The sequence below is a fragment of the Variovorax sp. E3 genome (assembly GCF_016082275.1).
GTDB lineage: Bacteria > Pseudomonadota > Gammaproteobacteria > Burkholderiales > Burkholderiaceae_C > Variovorax.
On record NZ_MOWM01000109.1, the window covers coordinates 1 to 26,018 of the forward strand.

General features: G+C 68.6%; 21 protein-coding genes, 5 pseudogenes and 1 riboswitch. Of the genes and pseudogenes, 16 read left to right on the plus strand and 10 right to left on the minus strand.

Features of this window, described 5'->3' with window-relative positions:
- Positions 1-156 precede the first annotated feature (156 nt).
- The 3 pseudogenes from BMG07_RS28365 to BMG07_RS28375 all read right to left on the minus strand — a co-directional run bounded on the left by BMG07_RS28365 (position 157) and on the right by BMG07_RS28375 (position 2,871).
- Positions 157-1,202 (minus strand): annotated as a pseudogene (locus BMG07_RS28365) (NADP-dependent oxidoreductase).
- Between the two features lie 85 nt (positions 1,203-1,287).
- Positions 1,288-1,915 (minus strand): annotated as a pseudogene (locus BMG07_RS28370) (TetR/AcrR family transcriptional regulator).
- A 33-nt stretch (positions 1,916-1,948) separates the two neighbouring features.
- Positions 1,949-2,871 (minus strand): annotated as a pseudogene (locus BMG07_RS28375) (LysR family transcriptional regulator).
- A 142-nt stretch (positions 2,872-3,013) separates the two neighbouring features.
- On the opposite strand from BMG07_RS28375, the gene BMG07_RS28380 reads away from it, so the two are divergent.
- Entirely contained in the window at positions 3,014-3,421 is a 408-nt protein-coding gene (locus BMG07_RS28380; RefSeq protein WP_198087350.1) for a PACE efflux transporter, read from the plus strand.
- Between the two features lie 2 nt (positions 3,422-3,423).
- On the opposite strand, the gene BMG07_RS28385 is transcribed toward BMG07_RS28380, so the two are convergent.
- From BMG07_RS28385 to BMG07_RS42975, 4 genes are read right to left on the minus strand one after another with little or no spacing between them, the layout of a single operon-like run.
- A complete protein-coding gene (locus BMG07_RS28385; protein ID WP_198087334.1) occupies positions 3,424-4,350 on the minus strand; it encodes a lipase secretion chaperone in 927 nt (308 codons plus the stop codon).
- A 10-nt stretch (positions 4,351-4,360) separates the two neighbouring features.
- Positions 4,361-4,684, minus strand: coding sequence for a hypothetical protein (locus tag BMG07_RS42965; protein ID WP_269759480.1), 324 nt, complete (start codon positions 4,682-4,684; stop codon positions 4,361-4,363).
- Positions 4,681-5,115 carry an alpha/beta fold hydrolase gene (locus BMG07_RS42970; RefSeq protein ID WP_307867106.1) on the minus strand — a complete coding sequence of 145 codons (435 nt, stop codon included), beginning with the start codon at positions 5,113-5,115 and terminating at the stop codon, positions 4,681-4,683. Before BMG07_RS42970 ends, BMG07_RS42965 begins: the two co-directional genes overlap by 4 nt.
- Positions 5,013-5,372 (minus strand): hypothetical protein, encoded by a 360-nt coding sequence (locus tag BMG07_RS42975; RefSeq protein ID WP_269759481.1) that lies wholly within the window; start codon positions 5,370-5,372, stop codon positions 5,013-5,015. Before BMG07_RS42975 ends, BMG07_RS42970 begins: the two co-directional genes overlap by 103 nt.
- A 131-nt stretch (positions 5,373-5,503) precedes the next feature.
- Positions 5,504-5,579: riboswitch (S-adenosyl-L-homocysteine riboswitch) on the plus strand.
- An 82-nt stretch (positions 5,580-5,661) separates the two neighbouring features.
- Between BMG07_RS42975 and metH the strand changes: the two are divergent.
- The 4 genes and pseudogenes from metH (at position 5,662) to BMG07_RS28410 (ending at position 11,625) form a co-directional block, all read left to right on the plus strand.
- Positions 5,662-8,375 (plus strand): annotated as a pseudogene (metH, locus tag BMG07_RS28395) (methionine synthase).
- Positions 8,376-8,426: 51 nt separating this feature from the next.
- Positions 8,427-10,256 (plus strand): glycosyltransferase family 39 protein, encoded by a 1,830-nt coding sequence (locus BMG07_RS28400; RefSeq protein WP_198087335.1) that lies wholly within the window; start codon positions 8,427-8,429, stop codon positions 10,254-10,256.
- Complete coding sequence (locus BMG07_RS28405) at positions 10,253-11,221, plus strand: glycosyltransferase (protein WP_198087336.1); 969 nt, start codon at positions 10,253-10,255, stop codon at positions 11,219-11,221. The genes BMG07_RS28400 and BMG07_RS28405 overlap by 4 nt, the downstream gene beginning before the upstream one ends.
- Positions 11,218-11,625: a GtrA family protein gene (locus tag BMG07_RS28410; protein ID WP_198087337.1), complete on the plus strand. Its 408-nt coding sequence runs from the start codon at positions 11,218-11,220 to the stop codon at positions 11,623-11,625. Before BMG07_RS28405 ends, BMG07_RS28410 begins: the two co-directional genes overlap by 4 nt.
- A gap of 31 nt (positions 11,626-11,656) precedes the next feature.
- Here the strand turns inward: BMG07_RS28410 and BMG07_RS28415 are convergent, their stop codons facing one another.
- Genes BMG07_RS28415 through BMG07_RS28425 form a run of 3 tightly spaced genes read right to left on the minus strand, consistent with a single transcriptional unit; the run spans position 11,657 to position 14,362 of the window.
- Complete coding sequence (locus tag BMG07_RS28415; protein WP_198087338.1) at positions 11,657-12,856, minus strand: amidohydrolase family protein; 1,200 nt, start codon at positions 12,854-12,856, stop codon at positions 11,657-11,659.
- On the minus strand, positions 12,802-13,569 hold the full coding sequence (locus tag BMG07_RS28420) for a TetR family transcriptional regulator (protein ID WP_198087339.1): 768 nt from the start codon (positions 13,567-13,569) through the stop codon (positions 12,802-12,804). The genes BMG07_RS28415 and BMG07_RS28420 overlap by 55 nt, the downstream gene beginning before the upstream one ends.
- A 19-nt stretch (positions 13,570-13,588) precedes the next feature.
- Complete coding sequence (locus BMG07_RS28425; RefSeq protein ID WP_198087340.1) at positions 13,589-14,362, minus strand: ferredoxin--NADP reductase; 774 nt, start codon at positions 14,360-14,362, stop codon at positions 13,589-13,591.
- Between the two features lie 326 nt (positions 14,363-14,688).
- On the opposite strand from BMG07_RS28425, the pseudogene BMG07_RS28430 reads away from it, so the two are divergent.
- From BMG07_RS28430 to BMG07_RS28480, 11 genes and pseudogenes are all read left to right on the plus strand, one after another.
- Positions 14,689-16,313 (plus strand): annotated as a pseudogene (locus BMG07_RS28430) (6-hydroxynicotinate reductase).
- 167 nt (positions 16,314-16,480) lie between these two features.
- The gene (locus BMG07_RS28435) at positions 16,481-17,386 is read left to right on the plus strand and encodes a UPF0280 family protein (protein ID WP_198087341.1); all 906 of its coding nucleotides are present in this window, start codon (positions 16,481-16,483) and stop codon (positions 17,384-17,386) included.
- A 21-nt stretch (positions 17,387-17,407) separates the two neighbouring features.
- Positions 17,408-18,049 (plus strand): amino acid synthesis family protein, encoded by a 642-nt coding sequence (locus BMG07_RS28440; protein WP_198087342.1) that lies wholly within the window; start codon positions 17,408-17,410, stop codon positions 18,047-18,049.
- A gap of 40 nt (positions 18,050-18,089) precedes the next feature.
- On the plus strand, positions 18,090-18,674 hold the full coding sequence (locus tag BMG07_RS28445; RefSeq protein WP_198087343.1) for an amino acid synthesis family protein: 585 nt from the start codon (positions 18,090-18,092) through the stop codon (positions 18,672-18,674).
- 69 nt (positions 18,675-18,743) lie between these two features.
- Positions 18,744-19,949 carry an ABC transporter substrate-binding protein gene (locus BMG07_RS28450; RefSeq protein WP_198087344.1) on the plus strand — a complete coding sequence of 402 codons (1,206 nt, stop codon included), beginning with the start codon at positions 18,744-18,746 and terminating at the stop codon, positions 19,947-19,949.
- An 81-nt stretch (positions 19,950-20,030) separates the two neighbouring features.
- A complete protein-coding gene (locus BMG07_RS28455; protein ID WP_198087345.1) occupies positions 20,031-21,971 on the plus strand; it encodes an ABC transporter permease in 1,941 nt (646 codons plus the stop codon).
- On the plus strand, positions 21,968-22,750 hold the full coding sequence (locus BMG07_RS28460) for an ABC transporter ATP-binding protein (RefSeq protein WP_198087346.1): 783 nt from the start codon (positions 21,968-21,970) through the stop codon (positions 22,748-22,750). The genes BMG07_RS28455 and BMG07_RS28460 overlap by 4 nt, the downstream gene beginning before the upstream one ends.
- Complete coding sequence (locus BMG07_RS28465; protein ID WP_198087347.1) at positions 22,747-23,481, plus strand: ABC transporter ATP-binding protein; 735 nt, start codon at positions 22,747-22,749, stop codon at positions 23,479-23,481. The genes BMG07_RS28460 and BMG07_RS28465 overlap by 4 nt, the downstream gene beginning before the upstream one ends.
- 35 nt (positions 23,482-23,516) lie before the next feature.
- Positions 23,517-24,245 (plus strand): bifunctional nicotinamidase/pyrazinamidase, encoded by a 729-nt coding sequence (pncA, locus tag BMG07_RS28470; RefSeq protein ID WP_198087348.1) that lies wholly within the window; start codon positions 23,517-23,519, stop codon positions 24,243-24,245.
- Positions 24,246-24,291: 46 nt separating this feature from the next.
- On the plus strand, positions 24,292-25,452 hold the full coding sequence (locus BMG07_RS28475) for an ABC transporter substrate-binding protein (RefSeq protein WP_269759482.1): 1,161 nt from the start codon (positions 24,292-24,294) through the stop codon (positions 25,450-25,452).
- Positions 25,430-25,945 carry a (2Fe-2S)-binding protein gene (locus BMG07_RS28480; protein ID WP_198087349.1) on the plus strand — a complete coding sequence of 172 codons (516 nt, stop codon included), beginning with the start codon at positions 25,430-25,432 and terminating at the stop codon, positions 25,943-25,945. Before BMG07_RS28475 ends, BMG07_RS28480 begins: the two co-directional genes overlap by 23 nt.
- Positions 25,946-26,018: the final 73 nt, after the last annotated feature.

The following is a 26,018-nucleotide window of genomic DNA, read 5'->3' on the forward strand; positions in this document are numbered from 1 at the left end:
CCGGGCTTTCGTCCGGGGCCGCCGCCGGGCGTGCCGCATCCGCGTCCCGGTGGGGGTGGCGGTGGGCACCATGGCGGTGGTGGTGGCGGTGGCGGTGGCCACGGCGGGCACGGGGATCACGGCGGAGGCGGCGGCCACCGGCGCTGAGGGCGCGCCTCAGGCCTCGGCGACACCCACCACGCGCTTGCCGAAGTTGCGCCCCTGCAGCAGGCCGATGAACGCGGCCGGCGCGTTCTCCAGCCCCTCGACGCGGTCCTCGCGCAGCGTCATCCGGCCGGCTTTCACCCACGCGTCCATGTCGCGGCGAAAGGCCTCGAAGCGCTCGCCGTAGTGGTCGAGGATGACGAAGCCCTGCATGCGGATGCGCTTCTGCAGCAGCGCCGCCGTCAGCAGCGGCAGCCGGTCGGGGCCCGCCGCCGCCGTCTCCTGGTTGTAGTCGGCGATGTGCCCGCACACCGCACGCGCGCGCCGATGTTGAGCAGCGGCAGCACCGCGTCGAACACCGCGCCGCCGACGTTCTCGAAGTAGACGTCGATGCCTTCGGGGCAGGCGGCGGCCAGTTGCTCGGCCAGCTTCGGGTCGTGCCGGTCGAGGCAGGCGTCGAAGCCCAGTACCTGGACTGCGTGGCGGCACTTGTCCGCGCCGCCCGCGATGCCGACCACGCGCGCACCCTTGAGCCTGGCGATCTGCCCGACCACCGAGCCGACCGCGCCGGTGGCCGCGGCCACGACCACGGTGTCGCCGGCCTGGGGCTGGCCGATGTCGAGCAGGCCGACGTGCGCGGTGAACGCCGGCATGCCGAGCCCGCCCAGCGCGAGCGAAGGCTGCGCCATCTGGCCGAGCGGCTGCAGGTCTTGCCCGTCGGACAGCGCGTAGTCCTGCCAGCCGGCGTTGCCGAGCACCAGGTCGCCCGCGCTGAATTGCGGATGGCGGGACGCGACGACGCGGTTGACCGTGCCGCCGGGCATCGGCGCGCCCAGCGGCACCGATGCCGCATAGACCGGCGCCACCTCGTCCATCAGCTGGCGCATGTACGGATCGAGCGAGAGGTGCAGGGTGCGCAGCAGCACCTGCCCCTCGCCGGGTTCGGGCACCGGGCCTTCCTCGAGGCGGAAATGCGCCGGGGTCGGCAGGCCCCGGGGGCGCGCGGCGAGGACGATGCGGCGGTTGATGCGTGCGGTGGTGGCATGACCGAGAGACATGGGGCGAGGCTCCTTCGTGGTTGAAAATAGACCAGTCGTCTAGCGATGGGGCGAAAAAAAGCGGGAGCGCACGGGGCCTCCCGCTTCAGGCGTCTTGCGGCAGGCCGAGCAGCTGGCGCGTGTCGCGCATGGCCGCGTCCAGCGGCGCGCGGTCGCGGGAGATCTTGGCCAGCAGGCTCGCGCCCAGCCAGCGCTGGTAGAGCGCGACCGCGGTGCCTGGGCGTCATCCTGGGCGTTGTCCTGGGGGTGAGGCCGTGCCGGCAGCGAGCCGTCCGCGCGGCCCGCCTCGATGCAGCGCGCCAGCCGGTCGGTGACGCCGCGCGTGCCGCGCGCCAGCGCCGCGCGCATGCTTTCGGAGAGGTCGCAGACCTCCGCGCCGAGCTTGACCACGAAGCAGCGGCTCTGCGCTTCCTCGCCGGTCTGCGAGTCGAGCCAGTCGCGGAAATAGCCGATCAGCCGCTGCGCCGAGGTGCCCGGCGCTGCGTCAGCAGCGTGTCCACGCGCCCCAGGTAGTCGGTGAAATAGGCTTCGAGCACGGCCTCGCCGAAGGCTTCCTTGGAGCCGAAGTAGTGATAGAACGAGCCCTTCGGCACCTTGGCCGCCGCCAGCACCTCGGCCAGCCCGACCCCGGTGAAGCCCTTGCGCAGCAGCAGCGGGTGGGCCACGTCGAGGATGTGCTGGCGGACGTCGGGCGTCGGGGCAATGGCGTTCATGGCCTGCACTTTAGCGGCCATTAGACCGGTCGTCTAGTGGCCGCTGGCCTCGGGCGCGCATTCACCGGGAGGCGCCCGGTCCTTGCCGATCAAAGCCACGAAGCGCTGGGCTCCCAGGCCGAGTGGGCGCTCACGTGACCACACCACGTCGACCCACAGGTCGAGCCCGTTGCTGAGGTTCTCGAACGGAATCTCGACCAGCGCGCCCGCCGCCACGTGCGGCCGCGCGAAGTTGCGCGGCAGCCAGCCCCAGCCCAGCCCGGCGGTGATCAGGCTCAGCGCGGCCAGCGCGTTGTCGGTGCGCCAGACGTGGCGCGCGAACACGAAGCGCGGGTCGCTGGTGGCGAGGTCGCGCCCGGCGACGACGATCTGCCGGGTGTTGGTCAGGTGGTCCTCGCGCAGCTTGCCGCCGTTGGCCGCGAGCACCGGGTGGTCGGGCGCCATCACCGCCACCATCAGGTCGCTGCCCACTTCCTGGAAGCCTTCGCGGCCGTCGAGGCTGGGGCGCTCGAACACCAGCGCCAGTTGCGCGCGGCCGCTGTGCAGCAGGTCGAGCGCGTCGGCCTGCGGGGCCGCCAGCACTTCGACCTGCAGCAGCGGATATTCCTGCGCCAGCGTGGCCAGCGGCCCGCTCCAGGGCGCGGCCAGCAGCTCGGGCGCGATGGCCAGCGTGAGCCGGTCCTCCAGCCCCCGGGTGAGCGCGAGCGCCTGCACCTGCAGCTGCCGCAGCTGGGTCGCCAGCAGGCGCGCCTGCGGCTCCAGCGAGCGCGCGGCGGCGGTCGGCTGGGGCTCGCGGCCCTTGCGGTCGAACAGCGGCAGGTCGAGCTCGGCCTCCAGGTTGGCGATGGCCATGCTCACGCCGACGGCACCCGGTGCAGCGCCCGCGCCGCGGCCGAGAACGAGCCGTGGTCGATCACGGCCAGGAAGACTTCGATGTTGTCGCTGGAGAAAGCCATGGCACCTGACCTCGGGTTTGATCTATCAGTAAAACTGAAACAAGTTAACTTTATATATCAGTCTGGAACAAATAAAGTCCAGTCATCGCATTCAAAACGCAAGAGGAAAAATCATGCAAGGCTTCGCCGTCGGGTTGTCTACATCTCCCTTTACGAAGGGATCGCCATCGTCGCCGCCAGCGCCGGCCTGGCACTGATGACGGACGCCGGCCTGGGTCATTCCGGCATGCTGGCGGTGGTCGCCTCGGTGGTCGCGGTGCTCTGGAACCTGGCCTTCAACGCCATGTTCGAGCGCTGGGAATCGCGCCAGGCCGTGCGCGGGCGCAGCGTGCGCCGCCGCATCGCCCACGCCATCGGCTTCGAGGGCGGGCTGATCGCCTTCCTGGTGCCCCTGTTCGCCTGGGGCCTGGGCGTGTCGCTCTGGCAGGCGCTGGTGATGGACCTGGGCCTGGTGGTGTTCTTCCTGGTCTACACCTTCGTCTTCAACTGGGCCTTCGACCGCGTGTTCGGCCTGCCGGCTTCGGCCATGGGCGAGCCGCAGCCTGCCTGAGGTCAGGGCTTTCGGGCCGAGGCCGCCGCCGAGCGCATCGCCAGCGCGCCGCTCAGGCGCAGGCGCTCGGTGTCGTTGAAGAGCGTCTCGCGCAGCTGGGCCTGTTCGGCCCCGGACGCGCCCGCATAGCGGTCCAGGCGCGCATTCCAGTCCTGGTTTTCCCGATCGAGCGCCGCGAGGTTGCGCGCCACTTCGTAGCCGTAGGCCTCGCTGCGCGCGGCAAAGCGCTCCTGGGGGCTGGCGCCGCGCGCGTCGAGCGCGGCGGTCTGCTGCATCACGTCGACATGCGCCACGGCCTCCTTGCGCACCTCGCGCTGTTCCGGCGACAGCCACGCCTGCTCGCTGCGCAGCAGGGCGGCGGTGCGCTGCTCGGGCGTCAACGCGGTGTTGGCCAGCGCCTCCAGCTTGTCCGCCATGAAGTTGTCCTGCCGGATCTGGTCGCCGAACAGGCCTTCGATTTCCTCGGGCGCGAAGTACTGCCGGCGCAGCGCCTCGCGTGCCTGGAGGGAGCGGCGCAACTGCGCGGGGTCGCCGGGCGCGGGCGGCGGCATCGTGCGCAGGGTCTCCTGCATGTCGACATAGCGCTCCAGCAGGCCGAGCGCGCGCACGCGCCAGTCTTCGCGCAGGTACTTGGCCAGCAGCGCGGGGGCCCTGGCCATGAACGTGGCCTTGCTGTCGGCCTGGGCCTCGGACAACACCTGGTCGAAGATGGAAACGAGCGCGCTGTTCAGCAGGGCGTCGGGGGCGGCGGGCGTTGCCTGCTGCTGTGGCGACCGGGGCTCGGCGCTTGCCGTGGCGGTGGTCGCCACGGCAAGCCCGCGCGCGGCGGCAAGCGGTTCTTCATCGTCCGGAAGGCTCGCGAGCCAGCCGCCGCCGACCGCCAGCAGCACCGCGCCGCCCGCCGCCCAGGACACCCACCGCGTTGCCACGGCCGGCGCCTCAGAGGCCCGCGCTCTTCAGCCGCGCGGCCTGGTCCTTGAAGATGTCGGGCACCTTCTTCTCGTAGTACGGGAACTGGCTGCCGTAGGTGTTGCCCAGCACCTGGTTGACCTCGTCGAGGTGGTTCTGCCGGTAGTCGCCCAGGTGCGTGCCCAGCCGCGTGGTGCAGGTCGCGAGCAGGCCGTCGTTGGCCTCGCCGAAGAAGGCCAGGGTGCCCAGCGCCGACAGCGGCGCGTCGCTCGGGTCGAACAGGCTGAAGCCCGTCGACACGCCCGACCACGAGTAGTAGCGCACGCCGTTCACCTCGGCCGCGCCGCTCTTCACGGCGCACGAGCGCCCGGCGCGGGCCGCCCCTGCGGAAACTTGGCGTCGAAGGCCGCGCCGCCCGCCGTGGTCAGCGAGGCCAGCGCGTTCAGCGGCACTTCGGGCAACTGGCTCGGGTCCTTGCCCGACAGGAAGCCGATCACGTTGGTGAGCAGCCCCACGGCCTGCACGACCACGCCCTGCGCGATGCCGCCTTCAGGCAATTTGGCGAGCAGGTCGGCCACCTTCGAGCCGCCGTTGGCGCCGCCCACCGACGTGACCGAGGCCACCATGTCGGGCGCCACCGCCGCCACGTAGCGCACCGTGGGCGCGCCTTGCGAATGGCCGATCAGGTTGAACTTGAGCGTGGGGTTCTTTTCCATCGCGCGGATGGTCTTGAGCTCCTGCAGCAGCTGCTCGCCGCGGATCTCGGAGGTGTTGGTGCCCGACACCTGCGCCACGTAGACCCGGGCGCGGCGCCGGCCAGCTTGTCGGGAATGCCGTAGAAGTAATCGACGCCCAGCAGGTTGTCGAAGCCCAGCAGGCCGTGGACCAGCACGATGGGGTACTTCGTCTTCGCCTCGCTGGAGGTTGCCCGGGCCGTCACCAGCGTTGAGCTGCCGCTGGCGGCCGCATGGGCCATGGGGGTCATCGACATCGTCGCCGCGGCAAGCCCGCAGCCCAGAACCACATTCCACTTCATGGCCATCCGGCACTCCCTGACGTTGGTTGAAAAACACGAACGTTCGTTCGGAAACGGTGGCCGCATTCTGTGGACGCGGGCGGGAATGGAAACTGGGGTTTTCCCCGTGGCATGTCGAATCGACCTAAAATGCGCCTCTTCCCAAGGAGCGTTGCAGCGGTCGGCCACACAGGCAAACCGTCAGGCTTGGGGCGACAACGACGCTCGCCTGTTCGACTCTTCCGCAGGTGAGGCCATGTCCCAGATTTCCGCTCCAGATACCCCCGTTCCCTCCGCTCCTGCCGCTCCCCCGCCCATGAAGCTGTCCGGCCTGGAGCCGGTCGCCATCGGCGAAGGCACGCTGTTCGTCAACATCGGCGAGCGCACCAACGTCACCGGCTCCAAGGCCTTCGCGCGGATGATCCTGAACGGCCAGTTCGAAGAAGCCCTGGCGTCGCGCGCCAGCAGGTCGAAAACGGCGCGCAGGTCATCGACGTCAACATGGACGAGGCCATGCTGGACAGCAAGGTCGCCATGGTCCGCTTCCTGAACCTCATCGCCAGCGAGCCCGACATCGCGCGCGTGCCGGTGATGGTCGATAGCTCCAAGTGGGACGTCATCGAGGCCGGCCTGCGCTGCATCCAGGGCAAGGGCATCGTCAACTCCATCTCCATGAAGGAGGGGGTCGACAAGTTCAAGCACGAGGCCAAGCTGGTGAAGCGCTACGGCGCCGCCGCCGTGGTCATGGCCTTCGACGAGAAGGGCCAGGCCGACACCTACGCGCGCAAGGTCGAGATCTGCGAGCGCGCCTACCGCATCCTGGTCGACGAGGTGGGCTTCCCGCCGGAAGACATCATCTTCGACCCGAACATCTTCGCCATTGCCACCGGCATCGAGGAGCACGACAACTACGCGGTCGACTTCATCAACGCGGTGCGCTGGATCAAGCAGAACCTGCCGGGCGCCAAGGTGTCGGGCGGCGTGAGCAACGTGAGCTTCAGCTTCCGCGGCAACGACCCGATGCGCGAGGCCATCCACACCGTGTTCCTGTACCACGCCATCAAGGCGGGCATGGACATGGGCATCGTCAACGCCGGCATGGTCGGCGTGTACGACGACCTGGAGCCCACCTTGCGCGAGCGAGTGGAAGACGTGGTGCTCAACCGCCGCCCCGACGCCGGCGAGCGCCTGGTCGAAGTGGCCGAGACCGCCAAGAGCGGCGCCAAGGACGAGAGCAAGCGCCTCGAGTGGCGCGGCACGCCCGAGCAGCCGGTGCACGTCAACCAGCGCCTGTCGCACGCCATGGTGCACGGCATCACCGACTTCATCGTCGAGGACACCGAAGAGGCCTACCAGCAGATCCTGGCCACGGGCGGGCGCCCGCTGCACGTGATCGAAGGCCCGCTCATGGACGGCATGAACGTCGTGGGCGACCTGTTCGGCGCCGGCAAGATGTTCCTGCCGCAGGTGGTCAAGTCGGCCCGCGTCATGAAGTCGGCCGTGGCCCACCTGCTGCCCTACATCGAGGAAGAAAAGCTGCGCGACGAGGCCGCCGGGCGCGACGTGCGCACCAAGGGCAAGATCATCATCGCCACCGTGAAGGGCGACGTGCACGACATCGGCAAGAACATCGTCACCGTCGTGCTCCAGTGCAACAACTTCGAGGTGGTGAACATGGGCGTGATGGTGCCCTGCCACGAAATTCTGGCGCGCGCCAAGGTCGAGGGCGCCGACATCGTGGGCCTGTCGGGCCTGATCACGCCGAGCCTGGAAGAAATGCAGTACGTGGCCGGCGAGATGCAGCGCGACGACCATTTCCGCATCAAGAAGATCCCGCTGATGATCGGCGGCGCCACCACCAGCCGCGTGCACACGGCCGTGAAGATCGCGCCGCACTACGAAGGCCCCGTGGTCTACGTGCCCGACGCCTCGCGCAGCGTGAGCGTGGCCCAGAGCCTGCTGAGCGACCAGGCCACCGCGTACATCGACGAGATCAACGCCGACTACGAAAAGGTGCGCCACCAGCACGCCAACAAGAAGCAGGTGCCGCTGTGGCCGCTGGCCAAGGTGCGGGCCAACAAGACGCCCGTCGACTGGTCGAACTACACGCCGCCCGCGCCCAAGTTCATCGGCCGGCGCGTGTTCAAGAACTTCGACCTGACCGAGCTGGCCAAGTACATCGACTGGGGCCCGTTCTTCCAGACCTGGGACCTGGCCGGCCCGTTCCCCGCCATCCTGAAGGACGAGATCGTCGGCACCGAGGCCGTGCGCGTGTACGCCGACGGCCAGCGCATGCTCAAGCGCCTGATCGAGGGGCGCTGGCTCAGCGCCAGCGGCATCGTCGGCTTCTGGCCCGCCAACACGGTGAACGACGACGACATCGAGCTGTACACCGACGAGTCGCGCACCGAGGTCGCGCTCACCTGGTACGGCATGCGCCAGCAGGCCGAAAAGCAGGTGATCGACGGCGTGATGCGCCCCAGCCGCTGCCTGTCGGACTTCGTCGCGCCCAAGGCCAGCGGCCTGAAGGACTACGTCGGCGTGTTCGCCGTCACCGCCGGGCTGGGCGTGGAGAAGAAAGAGAAGTACTTCATCGACGACCTGGACGACTATTCGGCCATCATGCTCAAGGCCCTGGCCGACCGGCTGGCCGAGGCCTTCGCCGAGTCGCTGCACCACCGCGCTCGCACCGACCTCTGGGGCTACGCGCCCGACGAGGGCCTGAGCAACGACGACATGATCGCCGAGAAGTACCGCGGCATCCGCCCCGCGCCCGGCTACCCCGCCTGCCCCGACCACAGCGTGAAGCGCCCCATGTTCGACCTTCTGGGCTGCGCGGACATTGGAATGACCCTGACGGAAAGCCTCGCTATGATGCCCGCCGCCAGCGTGAGTGGTTTTTACTTAAGTCATCCCGATTCCACCTACTTCAACGTCGGCAAGATCGGGCACGACCAGTTGCAGGATCAGGCCGCGCGACGCAAGGAGAGCGAGGCCGACCTGGAGCGCTTGCTGGCGCCCAACCTTTGAACCCGTCGGCCGGTCCGTAGCCGACCGGCACCGGGAGCTGCTATTCAGAAATTGACATTCGCGGCCGCGCACTACGCGGCACTGGCGGTCTTCATCGCCGCCAGCTGGGGCTTCGGCCGCGCCTTGCTGGGCCGCCTGGCCCCGCCGCCGCGGCGCGATGCCTGGCTCGAGGCCGCCATGGCCGTCGCGCTGGGCATGGGCCTTTTCATCTGCGCCTTCCAGGCACTGGCCATCTTCGGCGCCTTTCGCGCAGGGGCCACCATGGCGCTGGTGCTGGCGGGCGTGGGCGCCGCGGGGCTCCAGTTGCCCGGCTGGCTGCGCGAGCGGCGCACCCCGGGCGCCAGCCTGCCTCCGGCGCCATGGACCCACTACGAACGCATCGCCGCCATCGCGCTGGCGCTGGTCGCGCTGCCCGCGCTGGTGGCGCCGCTCGCCCCGCCGGCCGCCTTCGACGAGCTGATGTACCACCTGCCCTATGCGCGCCAGGTCGCGCAGCAAGGCACGCTGGGCATCCACGACTGGCTGCGCTACCCCTGGTTCCCGTACAACTACAACCTGCTGTATGCCGCCGCGCTGCAGCTGGGCGACGACGTGCTGCCGCACTTCCTGAACGGCCTGGCGGGTGCGCTGTCGGTGGTGATGCTGTTCCGCCTGGGCATCCAGCACGCCAACCGGCTCACCGCCTTCATCGGCGCGGCCATCTGGCTCGGGCTGGGCGACTACTCCAACGCGCTCATCGACATGGGCGTGGCCTTCTTCGTGCTGGCGGCCTGCGTGGCGCTGTGGTGGTGGCGCGAGTCGGCGCCCGGCAAGCCCGCGCACGGCGGCATGCGCTGGCTGGGGCTTGCGGCCTTCTTCCTCGGCGTGGCGGCCGGCTCCAAATACCAGGCGCTGGTGTTCATGCCGCTGGTGGCGCTGTTCGTGGTGCGCCACGAGCGCAGCCCCAAGGCCTGGGGGCTGGCACTGGTGTGCTTCCTGCTGCCGTGCATCTACTGGTACGCGCGCAACTTCGTCATGACCGGCGACCCCTTCAACCCGATCGGCGCGCGCGTCTTCGGCTTCACCGAGTGGACGCCGGCCGACTACGTGCAGCAGGTGGCCGACGTGCGCGTGCACGCCGAAATGCCCAACCTGCTGATCTGGTCGTTCTTCCTCGCGCCCTTCAGCCTGCTGTGGAAGCGCTCGCCCGCCGTGCGCGCCGCGGGCTGGTTCTGCCTGTATTCGGTGGCCGTGTGGGTGGTGACCTCGCGCTATCCGCGCTACCTGATGGCCTCGTTCCCGCTGCTGGCCATGACCTCGGCCGTCGGCTGGCAGGTGCTGTTCGGCTGGATCGCGTCGGGCCTGCGCCGCGTGTTCGGCGGCAAGCAGGGGCAGGAGGCCCCGGCTGTTGCGACAGGCGCCATGAGCCGCGACACCGCGCGCTCCGGCGCCCGCGTGGGCGACTGGGTGGCCGTGCTGCTGCTGGCCGTGCTGGCGGCCGTCGCGGTGCGCCAGACCGCCGTCAAGGTCTCGATGATTTCGGTCACGCCCGAGGCGCGCGAAGCCTTCCTGCGCAAGCACGTGCCCGGCTACGCCGCCATGGACTACCTGCGCCGCAACGCCACCGGCCGGGTCTACCAGATCGCGCTGAACGAGGCGATCTACTACGGCCCCAACCCGGTCTGGGGCGACACCCTGGGCCCGTGGCGCTACACCGACTTCGGCAAGCTCTCGGGCGGCGACCTCGCGCGCAAGCTCTCGGGGCTGGGCTTCGTCGCGGTGGTGCTGCCCGATTCGGTCGTGCCGGTGTTCAGCGCGCGCGTCGACTTCGACAAGTACTTCGCCGTGCAGTTCGAGCAAGACGGCAGCCGCGTCTACCGTATCCTTCCCGTCGCACCATGACCGACGCCGACCTCCACGCCCCCCGTTCCTTGCGCATTGCCGTCGTCATCCCCTGCTACAACGAGGCGCTGGCCATCGCGCAGGTGGTGGAGGGCTTTCGCGCCGCCTTGCCCGAGGCCGAGATCCACGTCTTCGACAACAACTCCAGCGACGACACCGCCGGCGTGGCGCGCGCCGCCGGCGCCGTGGTCACGCACGTGGCCGCGCGCGGCAAGGGCAACGTGGTGCGGCGCATGTTCGCCGACGTCGAGGCCGACGTGTACGTCATGGCCGACGGCGACGCCACCTACGACGCCGACGCCGCGCGCCGCCTCATCGACCGGCTGGTCGCGGGCAACCTCGACATGGTGGTCGGCAACCGCGTGGACGACGGCCAGAACGCGCTCACCTACCGCGCGGGCCACCGCTTCGGCAACCGCCTGCTCACGGGCGCCGTGGTGCAGCTGTTCGGCGGCGGCCTGACCGACATGCTCTCGGGCTACCGCGTGTTCTCGCGGCGGTATGCCAAGTCGTTCCCGGCGCTGTCGCGCGGCTTCGAGATCGAGACCGAGCTCACCGTGCACGCGCTCGAACTGCGCATGCCCTACGCCGAGGAAAGCACGGCCTACAGCACGCGGCCCGAAGGCTCGCAGAGCAAGCTCTCGACCTACCGCGACGGCTGGCGCATCCTCAAGACCATTTGCAAGCTCTTCGTGAGCGAGCGGCCGCTGCAGTTCTTCTCGATCATCGGCGGGCTGCTGGTGCTGCTGTCGGTCGTGCTGGCGCTGCCGCTGTTCATGACCTACATGCACACCGGCCTCGTGCCGCGCCTGCCCACGGCCGTGCTCGTGACCGGCGCCATGCTGACGGCGATGCTGTCCTTTGTCTGCGGCATCGTGATGCACACCATCACGCTCGGGCGGCAGGAGGCCAAGCGGCTGCGCTACCTGGCGATTCCGGGCGTGCGGGAGTGCCTGCGCAAATGAAGATCGGGCGGGAGCTCATCTCGTTCGCCGTCAGCGGCGTGATCGGATTCGGGGTCGATGTGGTGGTGCTCTACCTCCTGGCGCCGTTGCTGGGCTGGTACGGCGCGCGGGTGGTGTCGTTCCTTGCCGCGGCGACCACGACCTGGGCCTTCAACCGCCGCTACACATTTGCAGCCAGCGCGTCGACCGGCAGTCGTCGCTCGATCCTGCGCGAATATCTCAGCTACCTCGCCACCATGACCTTCGGCGCGGTGCTGAACTACGGCGCCTACGTGCTGACCCTGCACTGGGTCGAGGGCCGCTGGGCCGCCGCGCTCGGCGTGGCGCTGGGCAGCCTGGCGGGCATGAGCGCCAACTTCTTGTCGGCGCGCTACCTGGTCTTTCGCTCGCACCGCGGCGGCTGAAGCAGCCGCGCGGCGCCGGCCCGCGCCGTCGTCAGTGCGCGCCGGAAACCACGACCGGAATCTCGGTCGCGGGCGGTGTGTTGCGGCTGCGGCCGCAGCGCACGAGGCCGTCGATCATCACCATGCCCACGCCCGGAATGTCGCCCAGCTGGACGCTCTCGAGCAGGCCCGGTGCCGGCGAATGCTGCGCGCGGTCCATGAACACGAAGTCGGCATCGCGGCCCACCTCGACCAGCCCGCAGTTGAGCTTGCGGATCTTGGCCGTGTTGCCCGTCGCGAAGCAGAACACCAGCTCGGCCGGAATGTTCGCGATCGACGACAGCATGGCCACCATGCGCAGGATGCCCAGCGGCTGCACGCCCGAGCCCGCGGGCCCGTCGGTGCCCAGGATCACGCGGTGCGGGCACTTCAGTTCCAGCGCCGCCTTGGCCGCCGCGATGGCGACCTTCTCGTTGCCGTTGTGCACGATCTCGATGGCGCGCGAGCTCTTCTCGCACAGCTCGCACACATGCGCCTCGGGCAGCGAGGTGTGGCCGCCGTTGATGTGGCCGATGATGTCGGCGTCGGCCTCCAGCACCACGTCCTTGTCGATCAGGCCCGAGCCCGGAATCGACGGGCCGCCCGTGTGGATGGTGCTCTGGATGCCGTACTTGCGCGCCCAGGCCACCATCTCTTTCGCCTCGTAGCCGGCCTTGACCGAGCCCAGGCCCACTTCGCCCAGCAGGCCCACGCCGGCCTCGGCCAGTTCCTTGAAGTCGCTCTCGACCATGCCCTTCTCGATGACGGGCGCGCCCGCCAGCACCTTCACGCCGCCGGGGCGGAAGTTGTCGAACGCGCGCTGTGCCGTGATGGCCAATGCCTTCAGGCCCACGATGTCCTTGGGCCGGCCCGGCAGGTGTACTTCGCCGGCCGAGATCATGGTCGTCACGCCGCCGTGCATGGTCGAGTCGATCCAGCCGATCTGGCCCTGGCGCGGCGTCCAGTCGCCGAACACCGGGTGCACGTGGCTGTCGATCAGGCCGGGCGCCACGCAGGTCTTGCGCGCGTCGATGACGGTCTGCGCGCCTTCGAGGTCGCAGTCTTTCTCCTTGCCGACCGCGACGATCAGGCCGTCGTTCACCACGATGGTGTCGGCGTCCAGGATGGGCTTGTCGATGTCGCCCGAGAGCAGCAGCCCTATGTTCTTGATGACGACCTTGCCCGACTTGCCGCCGGCTGCGATTTCTGCCATTTCGTGTTGTCCTCGTGGGGTGGGGTGTTGTCTTGTATGTCGTCCGCGCGCACGGTGCGCAGCACGGTCTCGATCACGAAGTCTTCCCAGTGCGTGATCGCCTCCGGCGACTCCAGCGGCTCGCCGAGGAAGGCGGTGAGCGTGTGCCGGTTGGAGGTGTAGAAATAACCGGTGGACGCGATCAGCAGGTAGATGTCGCGTGCCTCCACGTCCTTGCGGAACAGCCCCTGCGCGCTGCCGCTGGCCAGGATTTCCGCAATGATCGCCACCGCGCGCGACGAATACTCGCGCGCCCGCAGCGACTTCGAAATGTGCCGGCCCTTGTGCAGGTTCTCGGTGTTCAGCAGCGTCACGAACTCGGGGTTCTTGCGGTAGTAGCCCAGCACGAAGCGAATGACTTCGGTGAGCGCCTCCACCGGCCGCGACGCGTCCAGCGCAATGGCGGCCTCGGCGTCGTCCATGCGCTTGTAGATGCCTTCGAGCACCGCAATGAAGAGGCCTTCCTTGCTGCCGAAGTAGTAATAGATCATGCGGTCGTACGACTTGGCGGCCTTGGAGATCTTCTCCACGCTGCCGCCGTCGTAGCCGTACTTGGCGAATACCTTGGTCGCCGACTTCAGGATGCTGTCGCGCGTGGCCTGGGCGGCCGCCTCGCGCACGCCCGTGCGGCGCTGGGGCTTGGACTTGGCGGAGGCGGTGCGGCTGTCGGCCATCGTGCGCGCGACGTGCTGCTTACTTCTCGGCGAACGCGCGTTCGACCACGAAGTCGCCCGGCGTCGAGGTGTTGCCTTCCTTGAAGCCGCGCTTCTCCAGGATGTGCTTCAGGTCGACCAGCAGGCCGGGGCTGCCGCACAGCATGACGCGGTCTTCCTGGACGTTGAGCGGGGGCAGGCCGAGGTCGTCGGTCAGCTTGTTGCTCTCGATCAGGTCGGTGATGCGGCCCTGGTTGCGGAACTCCTCGCGCGTGACGGTCGGGTAGTACAGCAGCTGCTTGGCGATCATCTCGCCCAGGATCTCGTGCTTGGGCAGGTGGTCGGTCACGAGGTCGTGGTAGGCCAGTTCGTCGACCTGGCGCACGCCGTGCACCAGGATGACCTGCTCGAACTTCTCGTAGGTCTCCGGGTCGCGGATGATGCTCATGAACGGTGCAAGGCCGGTGCCCGTGCCGAACAGGTACAGGCGCTTGGCCGGCAGCGTGTAGTCGATCAGCAGCGTGCCGGTGGGCTTGCGGCCCACGATGATGGTGTCGCCGACCTGGATGTGCTGCAGCTTCGAGGTGAGCGGGCCGTCTTCCACCTTGATGCTCAGGAACTCGAGATGCTCCTCGTAGTTCGGGCTCACGATGCTGTAGGCGCGCAGCAGCGGCTTGTTGTTGACCTTCAGGCCGATCATGGTGAAGTGACCGTTCGAGAAGCGCAGCGACGGGTCGCGCGTCGTGGTGAAGGTGAACAGGCGGTCGGTCCAGTGGTGGACGCTCAAGACACGTTCTTCGGCGAATGCACTCATACGGAACTCAAGAGTTGGTTGGTAACAGGGGAGGTTGGCTGAGCCGACATGCACGCCCTTGGGGCGGAAAACGCCGGCCGGCTCCGAACCCTCCATTGTCGTTGGTCGGAAAAACCCCGATGAACTCCGCGAGAAAACACCATTGCAAGCATCGGGCCTGTTTGCTACATTGATCGCGAATGTAGTGAACGCAACATGAAAGTGTAGGGAATGCTACACAAACGGAAGTCGGTACACAAGCGGGCAGACGGCACGTTTGTTGCAAAGACCGGCCTCCTGGTTTGCACCTTCGCACACACCACAGACACGCCCACGAGATCGCCCCGATGACAGAACACACCAAGACAGATGGCCTCCCCGGCATGGACATGCCCGTGGTGGCGGAAGCCGGCAACGCCTTCGGCAAGGCGCCCCCGCGCAACGAACGCATGAGCACGGCGAAGGTCGAGTGCAATGCCTGCCCGGTGCTGTGCCAGATCTCCGACGGACGCACCGGCGCCTGCGACCGCTATGCGAACAAGGAAGGCGTGCTGGTGCGCGTCGACCCCGTGGTGCTGCTGCGCCGCCAGGTCGAGGCCGACGCGCCCGCGCTGGTGCCCTTCAACCGCGCGCCCGACGAAGCGGCCGCCGCCGGCACCGACGTGGCCGCCCCCGACTGGAACGGTGACCTGCTGCACGCCGACGAGGTCTTCGTCACCGGCGTGGGCTCGTCCACCACCTACCCCGACTACAAGCCCGCGCCGTTCATCGTGGCGTCGAAGGCCAAGGGTGTCGACATGGTGACTGTCGTTACCGAAGGCATCTTCAGCTACTGCAGCTTCAAGGTGAAGATCGACACCGACCGCTTCCTCGGCTCCGAGCAGGCCAACGTGCGCTACCGCGGCGAAGTGGTGGGCCACGTCACCACGGCCGAATACGGCTCGCAGATGCTGTCGCTGGGCGGCGTGCACCACCTCACCGGCGGCAGCAAGAAGGAAGGCCGCATGACCGCCGAGCTGATGCAGCTGCTGGGCAACAAGAAGGCCGTGGAGTGCACCATCGACGGCGGCTCCACGCTCGTCATCCAGGCCGGCAAGGCGCCCATCGTCAACGGCGTGGAAGAGCAGCGCATGCGCGTGGGCTGCGGCTCGGCGGCCGTGGGCATCTTCGCGCGCCAGTTCGCCGGCGTGGCCGACGAGGTGGTGGTGGTCGACGACCACATCACCGGCGTGCTCACCGAGCACCAGGCCGGCCGCTGCCTGGACATGTCGCCCTCGGGCATCCAGATGCTGGGGCGCAAGTCGACGCCGGGGCGCTACTTCCAGGTGGCCAACCCGGGCAACGGCTGGGGCGGCACCGACATCGCCGACCCGCTCGCGATCATCGAGGCTGGGAAGAGGGCGTGGCCCGCCCCGGCCTGCGCCTGCTCATGACCTCGACCACCGGCGAGCACGCCCAGTGGTACGTGCTCGACGACGCGCTCAAGCCGGTCGAGCAACCGATGCCGCCCGAGGTCAGGCGCATCGTCGATCGCATCGGCGAGAACTGCGAACCGTCGCTGTGCACGGTGCTGTTCCTCGGTGGTGCGGGCGGCAGCCTGCGCGCCGGCGTCACCGAGAACCCGGTGCTGCTCACACGCGCCATCAAGCGCGCGCTGGTCAACGTCACCTGCGGCGGCGCGCCGGCCTATGTGTGGCCCGGCGGCGGCATCACCGTGATGGCCGACGTCATGCGCATGCCCGACAACAGCTTCGGCACCGTGCCCACGCCGGCCATCGTCGCGCCCATCGAGTTCAGCATGCGGCGCGACGACTACGAGGCGCTCGGCGGCCACATGGAACACATCTTCTCGCTCGAGCAGGCGCTCGCGCGCGGTGCGTGGCAGGAAGACGGCGCGCCGGTCGCGCGCCAGTGGCTCGTCATGGACGACGCCAACCCGTGGCCGTTGGGCCACGCACCCATGCTGGGCTGAGCCATGGCCGCGTCGACGTGCGCTTCGGCTATTGCTCCTTCCCCCTCTGGCGGAAGGCCGGGATGGGGGCGGGCAGGGCGCCCGTCGGGGACGCCGCTTGCCCCCACCCCGCCCCTCCCCCGGAAGGAGAGGGAGAAATACCGCGCGCTTCAAGGGCCGTTGCTGCCATGACCGCCCAACGCAGCGCACTCGATGCGAACCGCTGGCACTTCAACCACGGCCCGATCGACATCGTGGCCGAGGCGCATGGCGACCCGTACGCCGTGGCCGCGGCGCATGACGCCGCGTGGGCGCGCTTCGTCCATGTGCTCGACGAGCTGGTGCACGAACTGCCGGTGCTGCGTTTGCCCGTGACCGACAAGATGCGCCCGCGCGGCGTGGTCGCGCGCCGCATGTGGGACGCGTGCGCCGCGTTCTCGCCGATGTTCATCACGCCGATGGCCGCCGTGGCGGGCTCGGTCGCGCAGGAGCTCATCGCCTTCTACGAGCGCCCCGGCATCGAGCGCGCGTGGATCAACAACGGCGGCGACATCGCGCTGCATCTCGCGCCCGGCCAGTCGGCGCGCGTGGGCGTGTACGCCGACCTCGCGCGCTTCGACTGGCGCAGCGCCGGCGGCATCCTCACCACCGACGGCCAGTTCGAGCTGCGCGCCGAACAGCCGGTGCGCGGCGTCGCCACCAGCGGCTGGCGCGGCCGCAGTTTTTCGCTGGGCATCGCCGACAGCGTGACGGTGCTGGCCCCCACCGCCGCACAGGCCGATGCCGCCGCGACAGTGATCGCCAACGCCGTCGATATCGACGACCCGGCCATCGCGCGGCGCCCCGCCAGCGCGTGCAAGGACGACAGCGATCTCGGCGACACCCTCGTGACCGTCGAGGTGCCGGCACTGGCCCCCGCGCAGGTGCGCAGCGCACTCGATACGGGCGCGGTGTGCGCCAGGGTGCTGCAAAAAGGCGGGCTCGTATGGGCCGCTCTACTCGTTTGTCAGGGGCAGTGGCGCCTTGTCGAACCCTTATGCTCGAAGGCGCTTGAAACCGCGCTGCCGAAAACGGTTGGTTCAGTATTTGCTTAACGAAAAGCAAGGTTCTTTTTCATGATCGAAATACGTCGCGTCTTTACCCATGTCGAGCACATCCACCACGAGTTCGGACCGCGTGCCGACACCCCGTTGGTGCGCGGTGCCATCGGCGCGGTGCTGACCAATCCCTTCGCCGGCCGCTACGAGCCCGACATCCTGCCGATGATGGCGCTGCTCGACCCCGTGGGCGTCGACATGGCGCACCGCCTGCATGCCGCCATGGACGTGCCGCTCGAGCAGATCGCCACCTACGGCAAGGGTGCCATCGTCGGCGCCGACGGCGAGCTCGAGCACGGCGCGCTGTGGCATGTGCCCGGCGGCTACGCCATGCGCGAGCTGCTCGGCTGGAAGGGCAGCCGCGTGGCCTACACCGCGGGCAAGGCCGAAGAGAAGACGGGGCAACCCGGCAACGCGCTGTCGATCGTGCCCTCGACCAAGAAGGTCGGCCCGCCCGGCGCCACGCTCGACGTGCCGCTGACCAACATCAACGCCAGCTACGTGCGCGGCCAGTTCGACGCCATCGAGGTGCGCGTGCCCGGCGCGCCCGCGGCCGACGAGATCGTCTTCATCCTCGCGATGAGCACCGGCTACCGCGTCCACGCCCGCGTGGGCGGCCTGCTGGCCAAGGACATCAGCAAGTGGGACGGCCTGCGCTGAACCCGCACACAGACAAAGAGACAAGAAGGAACACACAGACATGACCGCCAACATCCGCAAGCTCGTCGTCCAGGTCGATGAAACCCGCAAGGAAATGGGCAAGGACATCACGCCGCCCACGCGCCGCGCCGTGGCCATTGCCGTGATCGAGAACCCCTACGCGGGCCGCTACAGCGAGAACCTCGACGAACTCATCGCCATCGGCGAAGAGCTCGGCGCGCTGCTGGGCCAGAAGGCCGTGAAGGCGCTGGGCATCGAGCCCGGCCAGGCGCAGAGCTACGGCAAGGCCGCGATCGTCGGCGAGAACGGCGAGCTGGAGCACGCCGCCGCCATCCTGCATCCCAAGCTCGGCGCGCCGCTGCGCGTGGCGGTCGAGAAGGGCGCGGCGCTGGTGCCCTCGGCCAAGAAGCGCGGCTCGCTGGGCACGGCCATCGACGTGCCGCTGGGCCACAAGGACGCCGCCTTCGTGCGCAGCCACTTCGACGCCGTCGAAGCCCGCGTGAGCGACGCGCCGCGCGCCAACGAGATCGTGGTGGCGGTGGCCGTCACCGACAGCGGCCGTCCGCTGCCGCGCATCGGCGGGCTGCAGGCCAGCGAAGTCAAGGGCGAAGACGGCCTGCGCTGAAGCGCCGGGTCTTTCAAGCCGAAAACCTATAACTCGAATTCTTTCTGTCTTAACCCTAGGAGCTTCTCGATGAATCCATTGCGCCATGTTTTCTGCGCCGCCTCCGTCGTCACGCTGGCCACGGCCCTCGTCCCCGCGTACGCGCAGGGCGTGATCAAGATCGGTGAAATCAACAGCTACAAGGCGCAACCCGCCTTCCTGGAGCCCTACAAGAAGGGCATGGAGCTCGCGGTCGACGAGATCAACGCCAAGGGCGGCATCAACGGCAAGAAGATCGAGCTGATCAGCCGCGACGACAACGCCAACCCCGGCGACGCCGTGCGCGTGGCCGAAGAACTCATCTCGCGCGAGAAGATCGACGTGCTGGCCGGCGCCTTCCTGTCGAACACCGGCCTGGCGCTGGCCGACTTCGCCAAGCAGAAGAAGTTCTTCTACCTGGCGGCAGAGCCGCTGACCGACAAGATCGTCTGGAGCAACGGCAACAAGTACACCTACCGCCTGCGTCCCTCGACCTACATGCAGGTCGCGATGCTGGTGCCCGAGGCGGCCAAGCTCAAGAAGAAGCGCTGGGCCGTGGTGTACCCCAACTACGAATACGGCCAGTCGTCGGTCGCCACCTTCAAGACGCTGCTGAAGGCCGCGCAGCCCGACGTCGAGTTCGTCGCCGAGCAGGCCCCGCCGCTGGGCAAGGTCGACTCCGGCAGCGTGGTGCAGGCGCTGGCCGATGCCAAGCCCGACGCCATCTTCAACGTGCTGTTCGGCGCCGACCTGTCCAAGTTCGTGCGCGAAGGCAACACGCGCGGCCTCTTCAAGGACCGCGAAGTGGTGAGCGTGCTGACCGGCGAGCCCGAGTACCTCGACCCGCTGAAGGACGAGGCGCCCAACGGCTGGATCGTCACCGGCTACCCGTGGAACGGCGTGAAGACGCCCGAGCACAAGGCCTTCCTCGATGCCTACCAGGCCAAGTTCAAGGACTACCCGCGCCTGGGCTCGGTGGTCGGCTACAGCGCCATCCACTCGATCGCGGCCGGGATCAAGAAGGCCGGCGGCACCGACACCGAGAAGCTGGTCGCGGCCTTCAAGGGCCTGCAGGTCGACACGCCCTTCGGCAAGATCAACTACCGCGCGCAGGACAACCAGTCCACCATGGGCGCCTACGTCGGCAAGACCAAGAACGACGGCGGCAAGGGCGTGATGGTCGACTACGTGTACCTGGACGGCGCCAAGTTCCAGCCGTCCGATGAAGAAGTGAAGAAGATGCGCCCTGCGGACTGACCGCACGGCTCCTGCACCGCGCTTGCCGTCGCTGGCTGACAGCGGCGGGCGCGGATGTTTCCAGTTTCCTCAGGGTCCCTCATGAGCTTTTCAGGCTTCGTTGTTCAGTTGCTCAACGGGTTGGCCGGCGCGTCCTCGCTTTTCTTCGTGGCGGCCGGTCTGTCGTTGATCTTCGGCGTGACGCGCATCGTCAACTTCGCCCATGGATCTTTTTTCATGGTCGGCATCTATGTCGCTTACACGCTCGTCGAGAAGCTGGGTTCGAGCCTGGGCTTCTGGCCCGCGCTGCTGATCGCGGCGGTCGTGGTGGGCGTGCTCGGCGCGCTGATCGAGGTGGTGCTGCTGCGCCGCATCTACAAGGCGCCCGAGCTGTTCCAGCTGCTCGCCACCTTCGCGCTGGTGCTCGTCATCAAGGACGCGGTGCTGTGGCTCTGGGGGCCTGACGAGCTGCTCGGACCGCGCGCGCCGGGCCTCAAGGGCTCCATCGAAATCCTGGGCCGCCAGTTCCCTTCCTACGACCTGTTCCTGATCGTGGTGGGCCCGCTGGTGCTGGGCCTGGTGTGGCTGCTGCTCACGCGCACGCGCTTCGGCACGCTGGTGCGCGCCGCCACGCAAGACCGCGAAATGGTCAGCGCGCTGGGCGTCAACCAGGCCTGGCTGTTCACCGCCGTGTTCGCGCTCGGCGCCTTGCTCGCGGGCCTGGGCGGCGCGCTGCAGCTGCCGCGCGAACCCGCCACGCTCGAGATGGACCTGAACACCATCGGCGCCGCCTTCGTGGTGGTCGTGGTGGGCGGCATGGGCTCGCTGCCCGGCGCCTACGTGGCCGCGCTGCTCATCGCCGAAATCAAGGCCGTGTGCATCTGGCTGGGCGTGGTGCAGATCTTCGGCATCGACATCTCGTTCTCCAAGCTCACGCTGATGGTCGACTTCCTCGTGATGGCCATCGTGCTGGTGTGGCGCCCCTGGGGCCTGTTCGGCCGGCCGCAGGCGCCCAGCCGCTACGTGGGCATGCAGGAAGAGCCGCTGCGACGGCCCGGCAACGCGTACCTCGTCGCCGCCGCCGTGCTGGCGCTGATGCTCGCCGCGCTGCCGCTGCTCACCGTCAATTCGCCCTACACCATGGTGCTGATGATCGACCTGCTGATCGCCGCGCTGTTCGCCACCAGCCTGCACTTCATCATGGGCCCGGCGGGCATGCACTCGTTCGGCCATGCGGCGTACTTCGGGCTCGGTGCGTACGGCGCCGCGCTGCTGGTGCGCTCGCTGCACATGCCGATGGAAGTGGCGCTGCTCGTCGCGCCCGTCGTGGCCGCGCTCGGCGCGCTGGTGTACGGCTGGTTCGCGGTGCGGCTGTCGGGCGTGTACCTGGCCATGCTCACGCTGGCCTTCGCGCAGATCACCTGGGCCATCACCTACCAGTGGGACAGTTTCACGGGCGGCAGCAACGGCCTGACCGGCGTGTGGCCGTCCGAGTGGCTGTCGAACAAGCAGGCCTACTACTGGCTCACGCTGGTGCTGGTGGGCGCGGGCGTGTGGTGGCTGCGGCGCGTGCTGTTCTCGCCCTTCGGCTATGCGCTGCGCGCGGGCCGCGACTCGGTGCTGCGCGCCGACGCCATCGGCATCGACGTCAAGCGCATGCAGTGGGCCGCGTTCGTCATCGCCGGCACGGTCGCGGGCCTGGCGGGCGCGCTCTATGCGTTCTCCAAGGGCAGCATCTCGCCCGAGAGCCTGTCGGTCGGCAAGTCGGTCGACGGCCTCGTGATGGTGCTGCTGGGCGGCATCCAGACGCTCGCGGGCCCGGTGGTCGGCGCGGTCACGTTCACGTGGCTGCACGACACCGTGGCGCGCAACACCGACTACTGGCGCGCGATGCTCGGCGCCATCATCCTGATCCTCGTGCTGCTGTTCCCGCAGGGCGTGGCGGGTTCCATCAAGCAACTGGCCGACCGTTGGCGCGCACCGAAGCGTGAAGCCGACAAGGAAGCCGAAGCCAAGGCCAAGCTCCAGGAGGTGAAGGCATGAGCCTGCTCAAAGTCGACAACCTCGGCAAGTCCTTCGGCGGCGTGAAGGCGGTGGACGGCATCAGCTTCGAGCTGCCGCCGGGCGAACTGCTCGCGCTCATCGGCCCCAACGGCGCCGGCAAGTCGACCACCTTCAACATGGTGAACGGCCAACTCAAGGCCGACCAGGGCTCGATCACGCTCGACGGCCAGGAACTCGTGGGCCGCAAGCCGCGCGAGATCTGGCGCATGGGCGTGGGCCGCACCTTCCAGATCGCCGAAACCTTCGCCTCGCTCACCGTGGTCGAGAACGTGCAAATGGCGCTGCTGTCGCACGACGGCAAGCTGTTCTCGATGTGGCGCCGCGCCGCCGACCACAAGCGCGACGAAGCGCTGGCGCTGCTCGACCAGGTCGGCATGAAGTCGCAGGCCGACCGGCCCTGCAGCGTGCTGGCCTACGGCGACGTGAAGCGCGTCGAACTGGCCATTGCCATGGCCAACGCGCCCAAGCTGCTGCTGATGGACGAGCCCACCGCCGGCATGGCGCCCAAGGAGCGCAACTCGCTCATGGCGCTGACCAAGGACCTGGTCATTCAACGCGGCATGGCCGTGCTCTTCACCGAGCACAGCATGGACGTGGTGTTCGCCTATGCCGACCGCATGATCGTGCTGGCGCGCGGGCGCCTCATCGCGCAGGGCAAGCCGCTGGAGATCCGCGACCACCCCAAGGTGCAGGAGGTGTACTTCGGCAGCGGCAAGACATTCGAGAAGAAGGCCGCGGCCATTGGAGAAACGGCATGAGCACGCAAGAACCCCTGCTGCAGGCCAAGGCGCTGTGCGCCTGGTACGGCGCCGCGCAGATCCTGTATGACGTCGACCTCGACGTGCGGCGCGGCGAAGTGGTCGCGCTCATGGGCCGCAACGGCGCGGGCAAGTCGACCACGCTGAAGGCGCTGATCGGCATGCTCGCCAAGCGCCGCGGCGCGGTGCGCTTCCTGGGCCACGACATCTCGAAGAGCGAGCCGCACCACGCGGCGCGCCTGGGCCTGGGCTTCGTGCCCGAGGACCGCCGCGTGTTCACCGACCTCACGGTGATGGAGAACCTCGAGGTCGGCAAGCAGCCCGCGCGCCGCTGGACCGACGGCACCGACGCGCCGCTGTGGACGCCCGAGCGCCTGTTCAAGCTGTTCCCCAACCTGGGCGAAATGCCCAACCGCCCGGGCGGCCGCATGAGCGGCGGCGAGCAGCAGATGCTGACCGTGGCGCGCACGCTCATGGGCAACCCCTACCTCGTGCTGCTCGACGAGCCGTCCGAAGGCGTGGCGCCGGTGATCGTCGAGCAGATGGCGAACATGATCCTGGAGCTCAAGGCGCAGGGCGTGAGCATCCTGCTGTCGGAGCAGAACATGCACTTCGCCGAGCTGGTGTCCGACCGCGCCTATGTGCTGGAGAAGGGGCAGATCCGCTATCACGCGACGATGGCCGAGCTTTCGGCCAACGACGAAGTGCGCCGCGCCTACCTCAGCGTCTGAGCCTTTTCATTCCTCAACCCACCGGAGTCCACGCCATGCATCGCAGATCCCTCGTGAAATCCGCCGCCGCCCTCGGGCTGGCCGGCGGCCTCGGCAGTGTCGGTTTCAACGCCTTCGCGGCCGGCAAGATCAAGCCCGGCGCCAAGGCCGCGCTGATCGTGGTGGACGTGCAGAACTGTTTTCTGGACGGCGGCACGCTCGCGGTGAAGGGCGGCAACGAAGTCATTCCGGTCATCAACGCGCTCGCGCCCGCGTTCGAGAACATCGTCGTCACGCAGGACTGGCACACGGCCGGCCATGCCTCCTTTGCCAGCACCTACAGCGGCAAGAAGCCCTTCGAGACCACCAAGCTCAGCTACGGCACGCAGGTGCTGTGGCCCGACCACTGCGTGCAGGGCACCGACGACGCCGCGCTCGGCAAGGACCTGAAGGTGCCGACCGCGCAGCTCATCATCCGCAAGGGCTTCCACAAGGAGATGGACAGCTACTCGGCCTTCGAGGAAGCCGACCACAAGACGGCCACGGGCCTGGCCGGCTACCTGAAGGCGCGCGGCATCAAGACGGTGTTCGTCACCGGCCTGGCCACCGACTTCTGCGTGGCCTGGACCGCGATGGACGCGCGCAAGGCCGGCTTCGACGCCTACGTGATCGAGGACGCCACGCGCGGCATCGACCTCAACGGCTCGCTGGCCGCCGCGTGGAAGCAGATGGCGGCCAAGGGCGTCAAGCGCATCCAGTCGGCGGACATCCAGGCCGCCACCTGAGCCCGCGCCGCGAAGAACCAACAAGAATCACGAGACAAACGACGCAATGAGATCTTCGACAACGAGGCGGGCCGTGCTCGCGGGCGGTGCCGCGCTGGCGCTCGGTGCCGGCCTGCCGCGCCCGGCGCGCGCCGACAACGGCGTGAGCGACACCACCATCCGCATCGGCCAGTCGGCCGTGTTCAGCGGGCCCGCCAAGGATTTCGGCGTCGACTACCGCGCGGGCATCAAGCTCTACTTCGACCGCGTGAACAAGGCCAGCGGCGTGAACGGCCGCAAGATCGAACTCGTCACCTACGACGACGCCTACGATCCCGCGAAGACCGCCGTCAACACCGCCAGGTTGATCGACGAGGACAAGGTCTTCGCGCTCACCGGCTACGTCGCCACCGGCAACCTCGCGGCCGCGATGCCGCTCGCCGAGAAGGCCGGCGTGCCGATGTTCGCGCCGCTGGTGGGCACCACGTCGTTCCGCACCAAGGTCAACCGCTACCTGTTCCACGTGCGCGCGGGCTACGACCTGGAGCTGCGCAAGATCATCAGCCACCTGTCGACCATCGGCATCCAGTCGATCGCCGTGGTCTACCAGGACAGCGCCTTCGGCAAGTCGAACCTCGCGACCTGCGAGGAACTGGCGGCCGACTACAAGGTGAAGGTGGTGAAGACCTTCCCGCTGGCCATCACCGCCGAAGACGCGAAACCGGTCGTCACCGGCCTGGCCGAAGCCAAGCCCGGCGCGGTGCTGATGATCATGGCCGGGCGCATGGTCGAGGTGTTCATGCGCGACTACCGCGCGAGCGGCGCGGGCGCGCCGCTGTACACGCTGTCGGTCGGCATCACCGACGCGGCCGGCTCGGCCAAGCGGCTCGAAGGCAAGCTCGCGGGCCTGGTCACGGCCAGCATCGTGCCGCCGCCGCAGGCGCTGCGCGTGCCCATCGTGGCCGACTACCAGCATGACCGCGCCGAGTTCGGCGAGAAGATCGACAGCTACACCGCGCTGGAGGGCTACATCGTCGCGCGCGTGATGGTCGAGGGCCTGCGCCGCGCGGGCAAGGCGCTCACGCGCGACAGTTTCATCGCCGGGCTCGAGAGCATCGGCAGCACGCGCTTCGGCGACTTCCCCATCGACTACAGCGCGAAGAACCACAACGGCTCGACCTTCGTGGACCTGGAGATGTACACCCGTGACGGCCAGTTGCGGCGCTGAGCCTTCGGCATTGCCACCGCTGCAGTTGCAGGTCAACGGACAGGCGCAATCGCTGGCCGGCGTGCCGCGCGCGGCGACGCTGCTGCACATCCTGCGCAACGACCTGGGGCTGAACGGTCCCAAGTACGGCTGCGGGCTCGGGCAATGCGGCGCCTGCACGGTGCACGTCGACGGCGTGGCCGCGCGCGCCTGCGTGATTCCCGCGCACGGCGTGGCGGGCCGCGCCGTCACCACGCTCGAAGGGCTGGGCGCGCGCGGCGACTGGCACCCGGTGCAGGCCGCGTTCGAAGAGGCGCAGGCCGCGCAGTGCGGCTACTGCCTGAACGGCATGGTGATGCAGGCGGCGGCGCTGCTGACGCGCGACCCGCAGGCGAGCGAGGCGCGCATCCGCGGCGAGCTGTCGGGCAACCTGTGCCGCTGCGGCACGCACATCGAGATCCTTGAAGCGGTGCAGCGCGCGGCCGTGCGCATGCGTGCGGAGGTGCGATCGTGAGTGGCCCGTGTTGTTCCCTCTCCCTCCGGGAGAGGCCAGGGTGAGGGCATCGGCCCTTGCAGAAGCACCGCGT